The sequence below is a fragment of the Gallaecimonas pentaromativorans genome (genome assembly GCF_003751625.1).
Lineage (GTDB): Bacteria > Pseudomonadota > Gammaproteobacteria > Enterobacterales > Gallaecimonadaceae > Gallaecimonas > Gallaecimonas pentaromativorans.
In genome coordinates, this window is sequence record NZ_RJUL01000003.1 from 147,348 (window position 1) to 165,973 (window position 18,626).

Consider the following 18,626-nt stretch of genomic DNA (forward strand, 5'->3'; position numbering starts at 1 on the left):
TGTCCTGGCAATTCATAAATTTTTCTAATGCTTGGGTATTATATTTCATCGTTTGAAAAACCACCAACCGAAAACTATATTGGCGCCACTTTCTGGGGCAATTACTTTGAAAACGAGCAGTTAGGAAAACGCTTCGTTGTGCCATTCAAAGTGCTCCAGGCCCTTCTCGGATTGAAGCTTTTTTGAGGTGAATTATGTTTGCGGGATTGATTGCCGCCACCGCCTTGACCCTGATGCCGGTGGAAAAACCTGAACCTGTTGCCCCCGTGGCCCTGCCTGTTGCCGAACTGGCGCTGAGCATCAACAAGGCGGTTGCCGCCATTGATGTGCAAAACCAGGAACCGGCCCAGAGCCCAAGCGTTGAAGTGGCCAAGGCCGATGTGGCCAGCCCTTTGACCAGCGCCCAATAATACCCCTAAGGTGTTTGATAAAGCCCGGCAATGCCGGGCTTTTTTATTGGCTGGTGGCCAGGCTTTGCGAGGTAAAGGCCGGGTAGCTCTGGGGCCGCGCAGCATTGAGGTTCTCAAGAAAATTGCTGTCTTTTAAGGGAATGGTGGCCGAGCCGTAATCGAAGCTGTTGAGCCGCTGGCGCAGTTGCTGGTTACCGATGCCGTCCCCTTGCAGGCTGTACCAGCTGATGATGTCGGGGGTGACAAAGTAGCCGTAGCCGTTTTCTGCCAGCTCGCCGCTTTTGGCAAAGCGCATGGCATGGGTGAGCAGGCCGTCCTTGTGGTAGACGAACTTCAGGTGCCCGCCTTGCTGATCAAGGGTGCTGGCCGGGGCGGTATTGAGACTGCCATGGGCGCTGTAACTGCCGTGGGTCACCACGCCGTTGGTGGTCCAGATGGCTACATGCTCCCAGTCATGGCGGTGGCCGCTTTGAATGCCGCTGATTATCTGGTCTTTTAAAAAATAAAGGGCAAAGAAGTGGCCGCAATACCGATTGGCGCCACTGTCGATGCAGGCATAGCGATGCAAGGTGTTGGACAGGCTTAAAAAGTTGCCGGCCCGGCAAGCGCCGGTGAGGCTGCCGCTGGGATTAAGGCCGCCGTTTTGCTGGCCGCTGCGGCTGATGCCGGCGCTTGGCAGGCAGCCGTCGCCGTCAAAGTCGAACACCGGGGCAATAGACAGCACATCGGCGCCGCTGGGCAGGGCCTGGTCGAGGCGAGGGAAATCGTCGGCCTGGGCCGCAGTGGCCAGCAGCAAACCGGCCAAAAGCAGTGGTTTCATGGTTCCTCCAATGGATAGTCCTTAAGGGCAACAGCTGGCGAGGATTTCGCCAGCTGTTGGGAGGAGACCTTAGCAACCCTCTTGAGGCGCTTTGATGACCTTTTAATAAGACTTTGATGACCAAAATCTTTTAGAACTGGTAGCGATACCCCAGGCGCCAGTTGCGGCCACGGCCGGCCTGGTAGTTGTCGTCGCTGGCCAGGGTCTGGGCCAGGTAGTCGATGTATTGCTTGTCCAGCAGGTTGTCGACCCCGAGTGACCATTGCTGGCGGCCGATATCGTAGCCCAGCGACAGGTTGACCAGGGTGTAGCCGTCAAAGCGGCTGGTGGTGACGCCGCTGCCACTTTTGAAATCCTTGCTGAAGTAATGGCTGGCAGAAAGGCGCCAGTCGAGCTCGGCAAGAGTGCTGTCAAAATACACCGTCAAGCTGTCTGGGCTGACATTGGCCGCATCCAAGTCGGCGTCTACGTCACCGTCGCCGTTGCTGTCGTAGCGGCCATCCAGTTGGCTGTACACCACACCCAGGGTGCTCTGCTCGCCAACATAAAGCCCCAGATCGGCGGAGAAGCCGTGCACTTCAGTGGCTTCTCGTTTGACTTCAAGGACGCCGTCGCTGCCGGCCACCAGCCGCGAGCCCAGATCCGAGTCGTTCTTCCACAGGCTCACCTGGCCATGGCCCCAGTCGCCCTGGTAGGCCAGGCCCAGCTCGCGGTTGTCGGTGATGATGGGTTTGAGCACCAGGTAGTTGGCGATACTAACCCCAGGCTCGCTGACACCACGGGTCACCCGGCCCACATCCGGCATGGAAAAGCCCTGGCTGTAGCTGGCAAAGAGCCGCCACTGGGGGTCAATCTGCCAACTGGCGCCGACGTTCTTCATGGTCTCGCTAAAGCTCGGGGTGCCCCCTTTGACCTGATAAGCGCCGTAGCTGTAGAGGGTTTGGTAATCGGGGATATGCAAATCCACCTTTTCGTGGCGCAGGCCGCCGGTCAGCAGTACCGGGCCCAACTGCCAATCCAGTTGCAGGTAGGGCGCCAGGTTGTCGTAGCGGTTTTGCGGCACCCAGGTCCGGCCGGAGCGGGCCAGGTCTTGGTCGGTTTTATCCCGGTAGAGATCCAGGCCGTAAACCAGTTTTACCGGCAGCTCCAGCAGCGCGTCCTTGACCATGGTCAGCTTAAGGCCGGTCTTTTGGGAGTTGATGCGGGACTGATCGTAATAATCCGGGCCCAGGGCCGGATCTTGATAGGTGGCGTAGCTGCCGCCGCCAAAAAGCCCTTCGAAATCCTGGTAAAAAAGCTGCGCGTGGAGCTGCTGGCCCCAAAAGATATCGCCATGACGATAATCGAGGCTGTAGGTGGCCACCTTGTTGTGGGCCGGCTTGCCGCCGTTATCGCCCCGCACGCTGCTGCTGGGGGTGTTGCTGGCCACATCGCCCGGCACCGCGACAAAGTCGCCGCGGTTTTTCAGCTCAAAGGCGTTGAGGCTAAAGGTAAGCTGCTGGTTGGCGTCAAACTGATGCACCACCTTGGTAAAAAGGTCGGCCGAGTGGCTATCCATCAGATCGCCCTGGGTGGGGTTGGTGCCCAGGGTGCGGCCGTCGGCGTCGTAGAAAAGGCCACGGTCGCGGTATTCCAAGCCCATCAGCAGCCGGGTGTTGCCCAGCACTTTGGCGCCGGTCAGGCCGGCGTTGTAGCCCATACCCTTGCCGTTGAAGCTGTCGCTGCTGTCCAGCCCACCATGGAGGCTCAGGCCGTCTTCGCTGGGGGTTTTGGTGACAATGTTGATGATGCCGCCGCTGGCACCCAGGCCATGAAGGGCGTTGGCGCCCTGGATAACCTCGATACGCTCAATCATGGAGATATCGATGGTGTGGGCGTCGCGGCTGCCGTCGCGCAGCGGGTTCGATTGCGGCACGCCGTCAATCATGTACAGCGGCTGGCGGCCGCGCAGCGACTCGCCCCGGCTCGATAGCTGCTGGCTGGGGGGCGAAAAGCCCGGCACCAGTTGCGCGAGGATAGAGGAGAGATCGTCGTTCACCCGGCTCTGGCGCTTGAGATCCTCGGCGCTGATGATGGTCACCATATTGGGGATGGACGAAACCGGTTTGTCGCCACGGCTGGCGGTGACCACCAGGTGCTCGGTGTCGTCCTGGGTATCGGCGAAAAGCGGGGCGTGAAAAGCAAAAACAACAAGTAGGGCCAGGCTGGATTTACGCATCGTCAGTTGAGTGCCTTGGGGAAAAACACGCAAATGGTAACGATTATCAGAAACAATTCAATCTAAATAAGCAACGATAACGCAAACAAAAAGGAGGCCGCAGCCTCCCTTGGGGATCAGCCCTGGGTGTCCAGGGGCTCGAAGGATTTCACCAACTCGTCCACCGCCTTCATCTGTTTGAGGTAAGCCTCAAGCTTGGCCAGCGGCAAGGCACTTGGGCCGTCGCACAGGGCTTTGTCCGGGTCAGGGTGGGCTTCGATAAAGAGCCCGGCCAGGCCCAGGGCCATGCCGCTTCGGGCCAGCTCGGCTGCCTGGGCACGGCGACCATCGGCGCTGTCACTGCGGCCGCCTGGGCGCTGCAGGGCGTGGGTGGCATCGAAAATAACCGGCACCTTGAAGTGCTTCATTTCGTCCATGCCCAGCATGTCCACCACCAGGTTGTTGTAGCCAAAGCTGCTGCCCCGCTCGCACAGCATCACCCGCTGGTTGCCGGCCTCGTCGAATTTCTTGAGGATGTGGCGCATCTCGTGGGGTGCCAGGAACTGCGGTTTTTTAACGTTGATGATGGCGCCGGTCTTGGCCATGGCCACCACTAAATCGGTCTGGCGGGCCAAAAAGGCGGGCAGTTGGATAACGTCGCACACCTCGGCCACCGGCGCGGCCTGGTGCGGCTCATGGACGTCGGTAATGAGCGGTACGTTAAAGGTCTTTTTGATCTCTTCAAAGATCTTCAGGCCTTCGTCGAGCCCAGGGCCACGGTAGGAATTGATGGACGAGCGGTTGGCCTTGTCAAAGCTCGCCTTGAACACAAAGGGAATACCCAGGCGGCCGGTGACGTCCACGTAATATTCGCAGATGCGCAAAGCCAGGTCCCGCGATTCGAGCACATTCATGCCCCCGAACAGGGTAAAGGGCTTGTGGTTGCCGACTTCAAAACCACCCAGTTGGATGTTCTCTTGCATGGTCATTCCTTACAACGAAACAAAGTGCATCAGCTGGCCACAGAGCCAAGCCATATAGGTACCCAGGGCATAACCCAGTACCGCCAGCAACACCCCCACCGGCGCCAGTGAGGGATGAAAAGCCGAAGCCACCACCGGGGCCGACGCGGCGCCCCCGACATTGGCCTGCGAGCCCACCGCCATGTAAAAAAGCGGCGCCTTGATAAGGCGGGCGACAATCAGCATCAGGGCGGCGTGGAACGCCATCCAGATGCCGCCAATCACAAAATAAACGGGGGTGTCGGCAATGGCCAGCACGTCCATCTTCATGCCGATGGTGGCCACCAGAATATACAAAAACGCCGAGGCCACCTTGGAGGCCCCTGCCCCTTCGAGCTTACGGGCGCGGGTAAAAGACAGCCCCAGGCCGATGGTGGTGGCGGTGACAATCATCCAGAAGAAATCCGAATGCAGGCTGTAGCGCTCACCCCAAGGCACGTTTTGCACCATCCAGGGGGTCACCACATCGGCCACCCAGTGGGAAAGGCCGGTAGCGCCAAAGGCCACCGCTACAATCAGCATCAAATCGTTCATGCTGGGAATGCGGGCATGTTCGGCCTCGAAGGCCTCCACCTTTTTGCGCAGCAGCTGAATGCCACGGGTGTCGGCGCCGGTTTTGGCGTCGATTTCATCGGCCTTGGAGGCCATATACAGCAGCACCGCCATCCAGATATTGGCGACAATCACGTCCACCGTCACCATCACCGAGAAGATGCCGTCACCCACGCCGTAGACTTCCTTCATGGCCGCCTGGTTGGCGCCGCCGCCTATCCAGGAACCGGCGATGGTGGTCATGCCGCGCCATACCGCGTCGGCACCATCACCACCGCCCACATCCTGCGGGTCAAAAAGCCCCATCACCATCAAGGCGAAGGGTCCGCCCAGCACGATGCCCAAGGTGCCCACCAAAAACATGGTAACCGCCTTGGGGCCAAGGCCGAGGATGGCTTTAAAGTCGATGGACATGCACAGCAGCACCAGGCAGGCCGGCAGCAGGTAGCGCGAGGCCACGAAATACAGCTTGGAATGCTCGCCGCTGATAATGCCGGCACTGTTAAACAACGAGGGCAGGAAATAACACAGCAGCAGGGCGGGAACGTACTTGTAGAAGGCCTTGAAATAACGGTTTTGGGAATGGCTGGTGTAGAACACCGCCCCCAATAACACCGCCAATAACCCCAGAACCGTCGCATCATTTTGCAAGAGCGGCGTCTGCATTCATCTCTCCTTTGAATTTCAGTGCAGGGTGGCGCTGTCCGTTGGCAGGGCCTTCATTTTATTTTTCAGCAGGGCGCAGGCCGGGTCGTCCGGGCAATGTTCCACAAAATAGCGCAGATCGTCCCTGGCCGGGGCCACGCAGTTCAGCTCCGCCAGCAGATAGCCGCGGTCACGGATAAGGTAAGGGTCATTGGGGGTCATTTCCACCATGGCCTGGGTCACTTTAACCGCTTCCATCAACCGGCCGTCGCGGGTCAGCGCGCCCTTGGTGGCTTTAAGAAGGCGAAGCAGCAGCCCTTGGTTGTCCAGCGGCTCGGTGTGCTGGTGCTTGAGCCGCTGCCAGTTGCCTCTAAGGCCACGCAGCCACAGCTCCAGCTCGGCCATGGGGTGCCAAAAGCCGCTTAAAGGGTCAAAGAAGGCGCCGGGGCGCGTGGGGCTGGTAAGCAGCAGGTAGCCAGGGAAATCGATGGCATCAAGGGCAATGCCCTGGCCCTCGGCCAAGTAAAGCAGTAGCAGGCCAAGGGCAGTGGCGCTGCCGCGGCGCTCGCGGATAACCGAGGTCAACAAGCAGCCCTGGCTGGTGAAATGGCTGTTGTCGCCGTGAAAGGCGAGCTCTTGGTAGAAAAAATCCAGCAGGGCGTCCAGGGGCTGGCCCTTGGTTTGCTGGCCAAGGCGCAGGCTGAGCTGGTCGCGCCAGCTTAGAAGGCAGCCTTCGAAGGCCCGCACGTCGGTTTGCGACAATTCGCCCGCCAGATGCAGGGCGGTCATCACCGGTTTGGCGCCGCGCGCACCCAGGCGCGCTTTGAGGTCGGCAGACAGCATCAACTGAACACCAGCGGGGTTTTGGTGATGGCAAGCTTGGCGTTAAACAGCACCCAGCCATAGGCGCCGGCCAGGGCAAAGACCCGCATCAGCTTGCCGCGCTGGCGTTGCAGCGCCACGACGCCTAGCAGGATGTAGGCCACCAGGCCCAGCAGCTTCTCGGTAACCCAGGGGCTTTGGAAGGGGTAGCTCGACAGCACCACACAAAGGCCGACGGCCGAGAGCAACAGCAAGGTGTCAAACACCCTTGGCAAGACTTTCAGTACCTTGGCCTGACGCCAGTCCTGGCGGTTACGAAAGTCCATGGCAAAGCGGATGGTCAGCAACAACAGGCTGGCAAAAATGGAGAGTTCATGGACGTGTTTCAGGGCTGGGTACAAAAACGCCATCAAGGACAGGCCTTTACAAAAAGTAAGCGGCCATTATACCCCAACAGGGCCTTAGTTGTCTCGCCACTGCCCCAGGGTCACCCGCTCCTGGCCGCCCAGGTCGCGCTCGCTGCGCACCGCGCCAAAGCCTCGTTGTTGCATCAGCTCGCGCACCCGCGCTCCTTGGTCGTAGCCGTGCTCCACCATCAGCCAGCCGGGGGCTTGGAGGTAAGCGGGCGCTTGCTCGATGATGTATTTGAGGTCGGCAAGGCCGGCCTCTTCGGCAATAAGCGCCGACAGCGGCTCAAAGCGCACGTCCCCCTGGCCAAGGTGCGGGTCTATGGGGTCGATGTAGGGCGGGTTGGAGACGATCAGCCCGAAGCGTTCTGCGCGCACCGGCATAAACCAGCTGCCTTCTCGCACCGTCACCGCCACCTGGTGGCGGGCGACATTGCGTTTGGCAAGCTCTGCCGCTTCTTTAACGGCATCCACCGCAATGCCCTGCCAGCCGGGGCGCTGGGCGGCAAGAGCGATGGCGATGGCGCCGGTGCCGGTGCCAAGGTCTAAAAACCGCAGCGGCTGCGCCGGCAGCGCCAGGGCCAAATCCACCAGGGTTTCGGTGTCGGGCCTTGGGATAAGGGTATGGGGGTTGACCTCCAGGGCCAGCCCGTAAAACTCCTGCTCGCCAAGGATATGGGCCACCGGCTCGCCCCCTTGGCGCCGGGCAATAAAGGCCTCGAACAGCGCCCGTTCGGCGGTGCTTAGGGGCCGCTCGCCAAAGGCCAGCAAGGTGGTGCGGCTGACCTTGGCGGCGTGCATCAACAGCAGCCGGGCGTCGATATCAGGCGATTCGCCGCCGGCAAGGGCGCCTCGGCCCCAGCGCAGAGCCTCTAACAGGGTCATGCCTGGCCCTGGGCCAGGGCGGCCAGCAAGTCGGCCTGGTGTTCTTGCATCAAGGGCTCAATCAGCAAGTCCAGGCCCCCTTCCATCACTTCTTCGAGGCGATAGAGGGTGAGGTTGATGCGGTGGTCGGTGACCCGGCTTTGCGGGTAGTTGTAGGTGCGAATGCGCTCGGAGCGGTCCCCTGAGCCCACCAAAGAGCGGCGGGTTGCCTCTTCGGCCACCCGCCGTTTTTCGTCTTCCATGGCTTGAATGCGGGACGCCAGCACCGACATGGCCTTGGCCTTGTTCTTGTGCTGGGAGCGCTCGTCCTGGCACTCCACCACCACCCCGGTGGGGATGTGGGTAATGCGCACCGCCGAGTCGGTTCGGTTAACGTGCTGGCCACCGGCGCCGGAGGCGCGGTAGGTGTCGATACGCAGATCAGCGGTGCTGATATTGACCGCTTCGGCCTCCGGCACTTCGGGCAAAATGGCCACGGTACAGGCCGAGGTGTGGATACGGCCCTGGGATTCGGTGGCCGGCACGCGCTGCACTCGGTGGCCGCCGGACTCGAACTTGAAGCGGCCAAAAACGCCGTCGCCGCTGACCAGGGCAATCACTTCTTTAAAGCCGCCGTGCTCGCCGTCGTTGCTGGACACCACTTCCACCCGCCAGCGGCGCGCTTCGCAGTAGCGGCTGTACATGCGGAACATGTCGCCGGCAAAAATGGCCGCCTCGTCGCCACCGGCGCCGGCGCGAATTTCCAGGTACACGTTGCGCTCGTCGTTGGGGTCTTTGGGCAGCAGCAGAATTTGCAGCTCGTGCTCCAGCACCTCGATGCGCTCCTTGGCGCCCGCCACTTCTTCCTGAGCCATTTCTTTGAGTTCGGCGTCGTCGCCGTCGAGCATTTCGCGGGCCACCGCCAGGTCGTCCTGGGCGCTTTTAAAGCGGCCAAAGCAGCTGGTGACTTCTTCGAGTTGGCCAAATTCCCTGGACAGGGCCTGAAAGCGCTTTTGATCGCTAATCACAGCCGGTTCAGACAACAGCGCCTGCACTTCTTCAAAACGTTCTTGCAGGCTTTCCAGCTTTGCCAGTATCGATGGGTTCATGGAGTCTCTCGGTTGTCCAGGCCCAGCACACCGGCAATGGTGTCCAGCCTGGCCTGGTCGCCCTCACGGCCTGCATCGGACAAGGCTTTGGTGGGGGCATGGATCAATCGGTTGGTAAGCTGGGCCGACAGCCGCTCAAGCACCTGGGCGGCATCGGCGCCGCCGGCCAGTTGCGCCTGGGCTTTTTGTAGCAGGTCCTGGCGGATGCCCTCGGCCTGCTGGCGATAATCGCGGATATGGTCCACCGCCGAGAGGCCGTTGATCCAGGTAGCAAAGGCCTGGACCTGCTCTAGCACCATGGCCTCGGCCTGGGCGGCGGCGGCTTCGCGCTTGGCGCGGTTTTCATCGATGATCTGCTGAAGGTCATCAACGGTGTACAAAAAGGCGTCGTCCAGCTCGGACACTTCGCTTTCGATATCCCGGGGTACTGCCAAATCCACAAAGAACATCGGTTTGTGGCGCCGCGCTTTTAAGGCCCGCTCCACCATGCCTTTGCCGATGATGGGCAAGGGGCTGGCGGTGGACCCTATCACGATATCGGCCTCATGCAGGCTGTCGGGCAGGGCTTCTAAGGTAATGGCGCTGGCCGCTACCTTGCCGGCCAGTTCCTGGGCCCGAGCCAGGGTGCGGTTGGCCACGGTGAGGTTGTCCACCCCTTGCTCTTTGAGGTGAGTGGCCACCAGTTCGATGGTTTCGCCGGCGCCAATCAGCATTACCTTGGTGTCGGCCAGGGTCGGGAAGATGTGTTTGGCAAGGCTGACCGCCGCATAGGCCACCGACACCGCGTTGGCGCCTATCTCGGTTTTGGTACGCACCTCTTTGGCCACCCGAAAGCCGTGCTGAAAGAGCTTGTCGAGCAGCTGGTTGACGGTACCGGCCTGGCGGGCCTGGCTGTAGGCCTGCTTGAGCTGGCCGAGAATTTGCGGCTCGCCCAGCACCATCGAATCGAGGCCACAGGCCACCCGCAACAGGTGGGTGATGGCCTGGTCGTTCTGGTAGACGTACAGATAGGGATTGAGCTCGTCGTCAGACAGCTCATGAAATTGGGCCAGCCAGTGGCGCACCGATTGCTCGTCATCGCTTTGGCAAAAAATCTCGGTGCGGTTGCAGGTAGAGAGCACCACCGCCTCGGCCATGCCGGGCAGCGCTGGCAGCTGCGCCAGGGCACGGGGCAGCGAGTCGGGCCCGAAGGCGACTTTTTCGCGCAGCGCCACAGGGGCTGTTGTGTGATTCAGGCCGATAGCCAGTAAGGTCATGAAACGGCGGGTCTCTGGAAATTGGCGAGGCAATTCTACTGAAATTTATAAGGCCATGGAAACCACAGTGCGGCCACCGCTATACTGGCGCCCTATGAAAAAGACATTACTGCTTGTTTTAGCGACCCTTTGGCTCAGTGCCTGCGTCAGCTTCCCTAAAGGCCAATGGCCCAGTCCCAACCGGCCGCTGGTCAACTATGCGGTGCTGGGCAAGGTGGCCATTATTACCCCCGACAAGCGTGATTCTGCCAACCTTTACTGGCAACAGCAGAAACAGACTTTTAACCTCAAGCTCACCAGTTTCCTGGGCACCTCGGTGCTGTCCATGGAAGGGGAGCCCGGTCAGGTCAGCCTCACCAACAGCGAAGGCACCTTCAAAGATACCGATGCCCAGTATCTGTTATATCAATTGACCGGCTGGCAGCTGCCGGTCAACGACTTCCCCCAATGGCTCAAGGGCCAGAGCGGCGAGCGCGGCATGATAGTCAAAAAAGACAGCAAGGGCCGCATCGACACCCTGAAAAGCGAAGGCTGGACCATCCACTACCTGCGCTGGACCCAAGCCGGCGGCCGCGACCTCCCGGCCATGCTGGATATGAGCAAAGACAACATCAAAATCAAATTGCAGATCAACGAATGGCAACCCCGTTAAGCCTGCCGGCGCCGGCCAAACTGAACCTCTTTTTGTTCATTACCGGCCGCCGCCCCGACGGCTACCACGAGCTGCAGACCTTGTTCCAATTTGTCGATTTCGGTGACGAGCTGCACTTTACCCCAAGAGAGGACGGCGCTATCCGGCTGCTGACCGAATTCGAAGGTGTACCGGCCGAGAGCAACCTTATCGTCAAGGCCGCGCGCCTTCTTAAAGAAAAAACCGGCTGCCCCCTTGGCGCCGATATCCGCATCGACAAACGCCTGCCCATGGGCGGCGGTTTGGGGGGCGGTTCGTCCAACGCTGCCACCACCCTGGTGGGCCTTAATCGCTTGTGGGGCTGCGACATCAGCCTCGATACCCTGGCCCAGTGGGGGTTGACCCTCGGCGCCGATGTGCCGATTTTTGTGCGGGGCAAAGCCGCCTTTGCCGAAGGGGTGGGAGAAATTTTTACCGACGCCAATCCGCCCGAATCTTGGTACCTGGTGGTGGTGCCGCCGGTCAGCGTTAATACCGGTTTAGTGTTTCAAGCTGATGACTTAAAAAGGGATACCCCCAAGCGCCCCATCGCCGAGATCCAGCCCGCAGATTGGGCAAACGATTGCGAACCGACGGTTTTTAAGCACTACGGCGTTATTGAAAAGGTTTTTTCGTGGTTGCTAGAATACGCGCCGGCAAGAATGACCGGGACCGGCTGCTGCGTTTTTGCGCGCTTCGACTCTCAAGTCGCCGCCGTAGCTACCCAATCTCTGCTGCCACCGCAATGGCAGAGCTTTGTTGCCAAGGGTGTGAACCGCTCACCGCTGCATGAGCGGCTTGCAGTCTGCGACTGATTTGCAGGGCCGGTATATCCGGTCAAAACTGAACACACAATGCCCCTGAGGTCCTTACCGTGCCTGACATCAAGCTTTTCGCTGGTAATGCTACCCCCGAACTGGCGAAAAAGATCGCCGAACGCCTGTATATCCCCCTGGGAGATGCCGTTGTCACCCGCTTTAGCGATGGCGAGATCAGCGTTCAGATCAACGATCACGTCCGTGGCCTGGATGTCTTTATCATCCAATCTACCTGCGCCCCCACCAACGACAACCTGATGGAACTGGTGGTGATGGTCGACGCCCTGCGTCGCGCCTCTGCCGGCCGTATCACTGCCGTTATCCCCTACTTCGGTTATGCCCGCCAGGACCGCCGCGTGCGCTCCGCCCGGGTACCGATCACCGCCAAGGTAGTGGCCGACTTCCTGTCCAACGTGGGCGTGGACCGGGTACTGACGGTGGATCTGCACGCCGAGCAGATCCAGGGCTTCTTCGATGTGCCGGTAGACAACGTCTTCGGCACGCCGGTGCTGCTTGAGCACATGAAAGCCCAGAACTTTGAAAAACCCATCGTAGTGAGCCCCGATATCGGCGGTGTGGTACGTGCCCGCGCCGTGGCCAAGCTTTTGAACGACACCGACCTTGCCATCATCGACAAACGTCGTCCCCGTGCCAACGAAGCCCAGGTGATGAACATCATCGGTGACGTGCAAGGCCGCGACTGCATCATCGTTGACGACATGATCGACACCGGCGGCACCCTGTGCAAAGCCGCAGAAGCCCTGAAAAACCACGGTGCCCGCAGCGTCTTTGCCTACGCCACCCACCCGGTTTTCTCCGGCAACGCCCCTCAGAACATCACCGACTCGGTGATTGATCAGGTGATCGTGACCGACACCGTGCCGCTGTCTGGCGCCATGAAAGCCTGCGGCAAGGTCACCCAGCTGACCCTGTCTGGCATGCTGGCCGAGGCCATTCGCCGGGTGTCCAACGAAGAGTCCATCTCGGCAATGTTCGAATAAATAAGCACTTTGTGCGTGACAAAGCCCGCTTCGGCGGGCTTTTTTTATGCCTCGGCGTCGTACCGCCGGTTTGGCGGGATACCCCGCGGTTTCAAAGTGTTGGCATTTCTGCTCCAATGCCAAAAGCCCCGGTTATCTAGGAGTGACAATGAAAACCCCCGCTATGGGTGCCCTGGTACTGGCCGCCGCCAGTTTGCAGGCCGCCGCCGCTACCGCCCCGCAATTTGATATGGCCGAATATCGCCAGAACGTAAAAACCCTGGCCTCTGATGAATTTGAAGGCCGTGCGCCGCTTTCCGAAGGGGAAACCAAAACCATCAATTACCTCAAAGGGGCCTTTATCAAGGCTGGCCTTAAGCCCGGGTATTTTGGTGATTACTTCCAGCCGGTAGAGCTGGGCCGCATTACCGCCAGCCAGGATATGACCTTAAAAGTCGGCGACATGCAGTTTGCCCCCGGCAGCGATTTTGTGGCGGTCACCCAGCGCTTTACCAAGCAGACCAAGCTGGATAATTCCGATCTGGTTTTTGTCGGTTACGGCATCCACGCTCCCGAGCTTGGCTGGGACGACTACAAAGGCGTCGACGTAAAAGGCAAAACCGTGGTGGTGCTGGTCAATGATCCGGGCTTTGCCACCCAGGACCCCGAGGTCTTTCGTGGCAACACCATGACCTACTACGGGCGCTGGACCTACAAATACGAAGAGGCCATGCGCCAAGGCGCCGCCGGGGCCCTTATCGTTCATGAAACCAAGCCGGCCGCCTACCCCTGGGGCGTAGTGGAAAGTGGCGCCGTGGGCGCCAAATTCACCCTGGTGGACGACACCGACAACGCCGGTAAGCTGGCGGTGCGCGGCTGGCTGCAAAAAGCCACTGCCGAGAAGATCTTAAAGGCCGCCGGCGAGGATTACGCCAAGCTCAAGGCCGCCGCTGCCAAACCGGGCTTTAAAGCGGTGGATCTGCACCTGCCAGCCAACCTCACCCTCAATAACGACCTCAAGCGCGGCACCTCCCACAACGTGGTGGGGATGATCCCCGGCGCCAAATACCCCGACGAGTACGTGGTTATTTCTGCCCACTGGGACCACCTGGGCCGTAACCCCAACCTCAAGGGCGACCAGATCTACAACGGCGCTGTGGACAACGCCACTGGTGTGGCTGCCCTGGTGAGCCTGGCCGACGCCTTTAAAGGCACCCACCCGGAGCGCTCCATCATCTTTACCGCCTTTACCGGCGAAGAGCAGGGCCTGCTGGGCGCCACCGCCTTTGCCGCCAAGCCGCCGGCGCCTACCAAAGACATGGTGGCGCTGCTGAACATGGACGGCATGAATGTCTCCGGCAAGGTGGATTACGCGCTGCTGTTTGGCCGTGGCCAAAACGAGTTGGAAGAGTACCTGGCCGCTGGCGCCAAGGCCCAGCACCGCCACATCAAGGACGACCCCAAACCGCAGGATGGTTACTACTTCCGCTCTGACCACTTCGCCCTGGCCCACAAGGGGGTACCGGGCCTGCTGTTCATGAGCCTGGGTGCCAACAGCCCCGACTACATCGCCAAGCGCTACCACAAGCCGGCCGATGAGTACTCCCCCAACTGGGATTTGAGCGGCACCCAAGAGGACATGACCTTGCTGTACGGCATTGCCGACAAGCTGGCCAACAGCCGCGACTGGCCCAAGTGGTACCAGGGTTCGGAGTTCAAAGCCGCCCGCGAGAAAGACAAAGAGTAAAGAAAATCAAGGCCCTGCATGCAGGGCCTTTTTTTATTGGCCGCATTTGGTTCAGGCTTTGGCCAATCAGTTTCTGGCACATTAGCGACTATTGTTTTTACTGCAAGGACCACCCATGAAGACAATGACTGCCCTATCCGTCGGCCTGGCCCTGCTTGCAAGCCAGGCGGCCTTGGCCGACCCGTTCAGCTTCGCCGCCCTCAAGGGAGAGGCCCGTAGCCTGGCCGACCACCCCTATCAGGCACCAGCAGACAAACTGCCCAAGGCGGTGGCCGACCTTAACTGGGACCAGCATCAGTCCATTGTCTTCAAGCACGACCAGGCCCTTTGGAGCAAACTGCCCAGCCATTTTCGGGCCGAGTTCTTCCACCTTGGCATGTACGCCAAAACCCCGGTACAGCTTTATGAGGTGGTGGACGGCGAAGCCCGCGCCATCAACTACGACAAGCATTTTTTCGATTACGGTAAATCCGGCCTCGACCACGCCAAGCTCCCCAAAAACCTCGGCTTTGCCGGGTTTCGCCTCCACAGCCTTACCGACTGGCAGCGAGACATCATCTCCTTTTTGGGGGCCAGCTATTTCCGGGCTGTGGGCTCAAGCATGCAGTACGGCCTCTCGGCCCGCGGCCTGGCGGTAGATACCGCCCTGCCCCGCCCGGAAGAGTTTCCCACCTTCACCCGCTTTTATCTGGTACGCCCCCAAGGCAGTGACGACACCGCCGAGGTCTATGCGCTGATGGACTCAAAAAGCGTGTCCGGCGCCTACCACTTCACCATCACCCCCGGCGAACCGCTGGTGATGCACGTGGACGCCGCCATCTACCCGCGCGCCGAGATTGAGCGCCTGGGCATAGCGCCGCTCACCAGCATGTTCCAGGTAGGTGAGAACGATCATCGCGCCAGCTGGGACTGGCGCCCCGAGATCCACGACTCCGATGGCCTGTCCATGTGGCGCGGCAACGGCGAGTGGGTATGGCGGCCTTTGACCAACCCGGCCAGCCTACACTTCAACACCTTTACCGACGACAACCCCAAGGGCTTTGGCCTGTTGCAGCGTGACCGCAACTTCGACCACTACCAGGACGACGGGGTCTTTTATGAAAAACGCCCCAGCCTCTGGATTGAGCCGGTGGGCAACTGGGGCAAGGGCACCGTCGATTTGACCGAGATCCCCACCATCGACGAGACCTTCGACAACATCGTGGCGTTCTGGCAACCTGCCCAGCCGGTCAAACCCGGCCAGGAGCTGCTGTACAGCTACAACATGTACTGGGGCGAGCGGATGCCGCACACTCCGCACCTGGCCCATGTCAAAGAAACCCGCACCGGTATCGGCGGCGTGGTAGGCCAGAAGCGCGACCATTACAGCCACCGCTTCGTGGTGGATTTTGAAGGGGACATCTTCAACATGATGCCGCTGAACGCGCCCTCGGAAATCAAAGCCGATGTCAGCGTGTCACGGGGCAAGGTTGAGCTGGTGTCGGTGCGGCCCATCGCCGGCCACAAAGGCTATCGGGCCCGCTTTGATGTGGTGCCAGACGACAGCACCGCCCCTATCGACATGCGCCTTTATCTGAAAAAGGGCAACAAGGCCCTAAGCGAGACTTGGCTCTATCAATGGACACCGCCACCGGTAGCCGAGCGCGATCTGAGCACCCCCAACCTCAACCAATAACAAGACGCCCTGCATTGCAGGGCGTTTTTCGTTAGAGGCTGGTAAGCAGGTAGCCGTTGAGGCTCAGTACCACCGCCACACAAAGCCAGCCCACCACCTGGGTTAGCGGCCGGTTGACCCATTGGCCCATCAGCGCCTTGTTGTTGGTAAAGCGCAGCAGCGGCACCAGAGCCAAGGCAATACCGAAACTCAGTACCACCTGGCTGGCAATAAGGATGCGGGTTGGGTCCCAGCCCAGGGCTATCACCGCCAGTGCCGGCAACATGGTGATAAAGCGGCGCAGCCACAGGGGAATGGTGAAATGCATAAAGCCTTGCATCACCACCTGCCCGGCCATGGTGCCCACCACGGTGGAAGACAAACCGGCGGCAATCAGACTCAGAGCAAAAATGGTGGCCGCCGCATCGCCCAGTAACGGCTCAAGCATGGTGTGGGCCTGCTCAATCTCGGCAATACCCTGGTGGCCGCTAAAGTGGAAAGTCGCGGCTGCCACCGCCACCATGGCCAGGTTCACAAAGCCTGCCACCACCATGGCCACCGCCACATCCCAGCGGGTCGCCTTGAGGCTGCTGGCTGGGTCGACATGGCTATAGCGGCGCTGGGTTAGCGCCGAGTGCAGGTAAATCACATGAGGCATGACGGTGGCGCCAAGGATACCGGCCGCCAGATACAGGGCCTCGCTGTTTTGCAGGCCGGGAATAAGCGCCCCTTTAAGCAGCGGGCCGGCCGCCGGTTTGGAAAGGAACAGCTCGATAATAAAAGCCGCCGCCACCGCCAGTAGCAAGCCGCCAATGACCCTCTCCAGCATCGGCTGGCCACGCACCATCAGCAGTGCCCAGGTCACGGCGCCGGTCAAAAGCGCCCCTTCCATCAAGCTGATGCCCAAAAGCAACTTAAAGCCAATGGCCGCCCCCACGAATTCGGCCAAGTCGGTGGCCATGGCAATGATCTCGGCCTGCCCCCAGTAAAACCACACCAGGCCCTTGTTGGGCAGGGTATCGCGCAGGTGCTCCGCGAGGTTCTTACCGGTCACTACCCCCAGCTTTGCCGACAACCATTGAATGAGCATCGCCATTAGGTTGGCCCACACCACGACCCACAGCAGGCTGTAGCCAAACTGGGCACCGGCCTGAATATTGGTGGCAAAGTTACCGGGGTCGATATAACCAATGGCGGCGATAAAGGCAGGCCCAAGCATGGACACGCGCAGCCTTCTTTTGGCTGGGCTAAGAGCACCTTCTGGCATGAGCTGGTCCATGGTTGACTCCAAATACGGGAATAGGGGCAGAGTAGCCTTTATTGATAATAATTATCAAATGCAACTTGCCGATTAACCCTATCGACGTTGTGATTATCACATGCCCTCGGCGCCAGCGAACCTGACCTTAGGTATATAAGGGGGCAGAATTCCCAGTGCCATTTATATTGAAGTAACAACAAGATACCCCTGCGGCTTAGGTGATATGCAGATTGACCTTATCGCGTCGCTTTTTTCACTGGCCGTGTTGCTGATCTTGATGGGCCTGTGGATGCTGGCGGCAAGCTTTACCCGGGACGAAGCCCATCGCCAACAGATGCGGCTGTGGGCCCTGGCCAATCTGGTCATGGGTATCGCTTATGGGCTGTTTTCCTCACGCCTCACCCTGCCTCTAGGCTGGACCCTGGTAGTGGCCAATTTCCTGCTGGCCCTGGCCTATGGTGCATACGCTGTGGCCCTTGCCAGCCTCTTTGGCCAGCGCCACTATCTGTTGATAAAGATACTGTCCATTAGCCTTGGCACCTTTGCCCTTTACTATTTTGAAATCATTCGCAGCGACGACAGCTACCGGATCCTGCTGCTGGCAGGGCTGACCTTGGTGGTGTGGACACTGGCACTGCTGCACTGCATTGGCGCCTGGCGACAACAGCATTCCCCTCATGTGATCTTCATGACCCTGACCCTGGCGTCCTTGATACTGGTGAGCCTGACACGGCTGCTGGCGGCCTGGTACAGCAGTGATTTTGGCTATCAAACACTGCCGGACTTCTCGGCCATCATCAAAACCACCACCTTCGTGCTGATTTTGGCGCCACCACTGCTGACGGTGGGGTTTTTCATGATCTGCGCCGATTACACCCAGCAGCGCTTTAAAACCCTGGCCAACCTTGATTCGCTGACCGGCATCAACAACAGACGCGCCACCCTAGCCCTGGCCGAACAGGCGCTAGCTAACCAGCACCGCCATGGAGGCGACCTCTGCTGCGTGATGATGGATATCGACCACTTTAAAAACGTGAACGACAACCACGGCCACGCCGTGGGGGACGAAGTGCTGAAAAAGCTGACCGCCCTGATGCAGGGGCGCATTCGCAGAGGGGATATTTTTGGCCGTTTAGGTGGTGAGGAGTTTGCATTGTTCTTACCCAATGCCGACGAGGCCCAGGCTGCCAAGCTGGCCGATACATTGCGTCAAGCCATTGCCGATACCCACATAACAACCACCAAAGGTGGCGCTTTGCAGGTTACCGTCTCTTTTGGCGTTGCTCAGCGCCGGCACCGTGACGAGCCACTATCGCAATTGCTCAGTCGTGCTGACAGCGCACTCTACGAGGCCAAGCACCAAGGTCGTAACCGGGTGGTGGTGATGTAAAG

At 59.8% G+C, this 18,626-nt stretch carries 17 protein-coding genes; 7 read left to right on the plus strand and 10 right to left on the minus strand.

Annotated features, from left to right (window positions below; all coding sequences use genetic code 11):
* The first annotated feature begins 194 nt into the window (after positions 1–194).
* Positions 195–410: a hypothetical protein gene (locus EDC28_RS06255; RefSeq protein WP_050657351.1), complete on the plus strand. Its 216-nt coding sequence runs from the start codon at positions 195–197 to the stop codon at positions 408–410.
* Between the two features lie 43 nt (positions 411–453).
* On the opposite strand, the gene EDC28_RS06260 is transcribed toward EDC28_RS06255, so the two are convergent.
* The 9 genes from EDC28_RS06260 to hemA form a co-directional block, all read right to left on the minus strand.
* Positions 454–1,230, minus strand: a complete 777-nt coding sequence (locus EDC28_RS06260; RefSeq protein WP_050657350.1) for an NPP1 family protein — start codon at positions 1,228–1,230, stop codon at positions 454–456.
* A gap of 130 nt (positions 1,231–1,360) precedes the next feature.
* Positions 1,361–3,448 carry a TonB-dependent receptor gene (locus EDC28_RS06265; protein WP_123421025.1) on the minus strand — a complete coding sequence of 696 codons (2,088 nt, stop codon included), beginning with the start codon at positions 3,446–3,448 and terminating at the stop codon, positions 1,361–1,363.
* A 116-nt stretch (positions 3,449–3,564) separates the two neighbouring features.
* Positions 3,565–4,410, minus strand: a complete 846-nt coding sequence (gene kdsA / locus EDC28_RS06270) for a 3-deoxy-8-phosphooctulonate synthase (protein WP_050657348.1) — start codon at positions 4,408–4,410, stop codon at positions 3,565–3,567.
* A gap of 9 nt (positions 4,411–4,419) precedes the next feature.
* Complete coding sequence (locus EDC28_RS06275) at positions 4,420–5,667, minus strand: DUF819 family protein (protein WP_123421026.1); 1,248 nt, start codon at positions 5,665–5,667, stop codon at positions 4,420–4,422.
* An 18-nt stretch (positions 5,668–5,685) separates the two neighbouring features.
* On the minus strand, positions 5,686–6,489 hold the full coding sequence (locus tag EDC28_RS06280; RefSeq protein WP_123421027.1) for a transglutaminase family protein: 804 nt from the start codon (positions 6,487–6,489) through the stop codon (positions 5,686–5,688).
* Entirely contained in the window at positions 6,489–6,878 is a 390-nt protein-coding gene (locus tag EDC28_RS06285; RefSeq protein WP_050657345.1) for a SirB2 family protein, read from the minus strand. Before EDC28_RS06285 ends, EDC28_RS06280 begins: the two co-directional genes overlap by 1 nt.
* 51 nt (positions 6,879–6,929) lie before the next feature.
* Entirely contained in the window at positions 6,930–7,760 is an 831-nt protein-coding gene (gene prmC, locus EDC28_RS06290; protein WP_123421028.1) for a peptide chain release factor N(5)-glutamine methyltransferase, read from the minus strand.
* On the minus strand, positions 7,757–8,848 hold the full coding sequence (gene prfA, locus EDC28_RS06295; protein WP_050657343.1) for a peptide chain release factor 1: 1,092 nt from the start codon (positions 8,846–8,848) through the stop codon (positions 7,757–7,759). Before prfA ends, prmC begins: the two co-directional genes overlap by 4 nt.
* Positions 8,845–10,104, minus strand: coding sequence for a glutamyl-tRNA reductase (hemA, locus tag EDC28_RS06300; protein WP_050657342.1), 1,260 nt, complete (start codon positions 10,102–10,104; stop codon positions 8,845–8,847). Before hemA ends, prfA begins: the two co-directional genes overlap by 4 nt.
* Positions 10,105–10,198: 94 nt before the next feature.
* Here hemA and lolB point away from each other — a divergent pair, with 94 nt between their 5' ends.
* The 5 genes from lolB to EDC28_RS06325 all read left to right on the plus strand — a co-directional run bounded on the left by lolB (position 10,199) and on the right by EDC28_RS06325 (position 15,994).
* Complete coding sequence (lolB, locus tag EDC28_RS06305; RefSeq protein ID WP_170164047.1) at positions 10,199–10,756, plus strand: lipoprotein insertase outer membrane protein LolB; 558 nt, start codon at positions 10,199–10,201, stop codon at positions 10,754–10,756.
* Complete coding sequence (gene ispE / locus EDC28_RS06310; protein WP_123421030.1) at positions 10,741–11,589, plus strand: 4-(cytidine 5'-diphospho)-2-C-methyl-D-erythritol kinase; 849 nt, start codon at positions 10,741–10,743, stop codon at positions 11,587–11,589. The genes lolB and ispE overlap by 16 nt, the downstream gene beginning before the upstream one ends.
* Positions 11,590–11,648: 59 nt before the next feature.
* Positions 11,649–12,593 carry a ribose-phosphate pyrophosphokinase gene (locus tag EDC28_RS06315; protein ID WP_050657339.1) on the plus strand — a complete coding sequence of 315 codons (945 nt, stop codon included), beginning with the start codon at positions 11,649–11,651 and terminating at the stop codon, positions 12,591–12,593.
* Positions 12,594–12,741: 148 nt separating this feature from the next.
* Positions 12,742–14,319 carry a M28 family metallopeptidase gene (locus EDC28_RS06320; protein ID WP_123421031.1) on the plus strand — a complete coding sequence of 526 codons (1,578 nt, stop codon included), beginning with the start codon at positions 12,742–12,744 and terminating at the stop codon, positions 14,317–14,319.
* Between the two features lie 115 nt (positions 14,320–14,434).
* Entirely contained in the window at positions 14,435–15,994 is a 1,560-nt protein-coding gene (locus EDC28_RS06325) for an OpgD/OpgG family glucan biosynthesis protein (protein ID WP_123421032.1), read from the plus strand.
* A 31-nt stretch (positions 15,995–16,025) separates the two neighbouring features.
* Here the strand turns inward: EDC28_RS06325 and EDC28_RS06330 are convergent, their stop codons facing one another.
* A complete protein-coding gene (locus EDC28_RS06330; protein WP_050657336.1) occupies positions 16,026–17,252 on the minus strand; it encodes an Nramp family divalent metal transporter in 1,227 nt (408 codons plus the stop codon).
* A gap of 205 nt (positions 17,253–17,457) precedes the next feature.
* On the opposite strand from EDC28_RS06330, the gene EDC28_RS06335 reads away from it, so the two are divergent.
* Complete coding sequence (locus EDC28_RS06335) at positions 17,458–18,624, plus strand: GGDEF domain-containing protein (protein ID WP_123421033.1); 1,167 nt, start codon at positions 17,458–17,460, stop codon at positions 18,622–18,624.
* Positions 18,625–18,626: the final 2 nt, after the last annotated feature.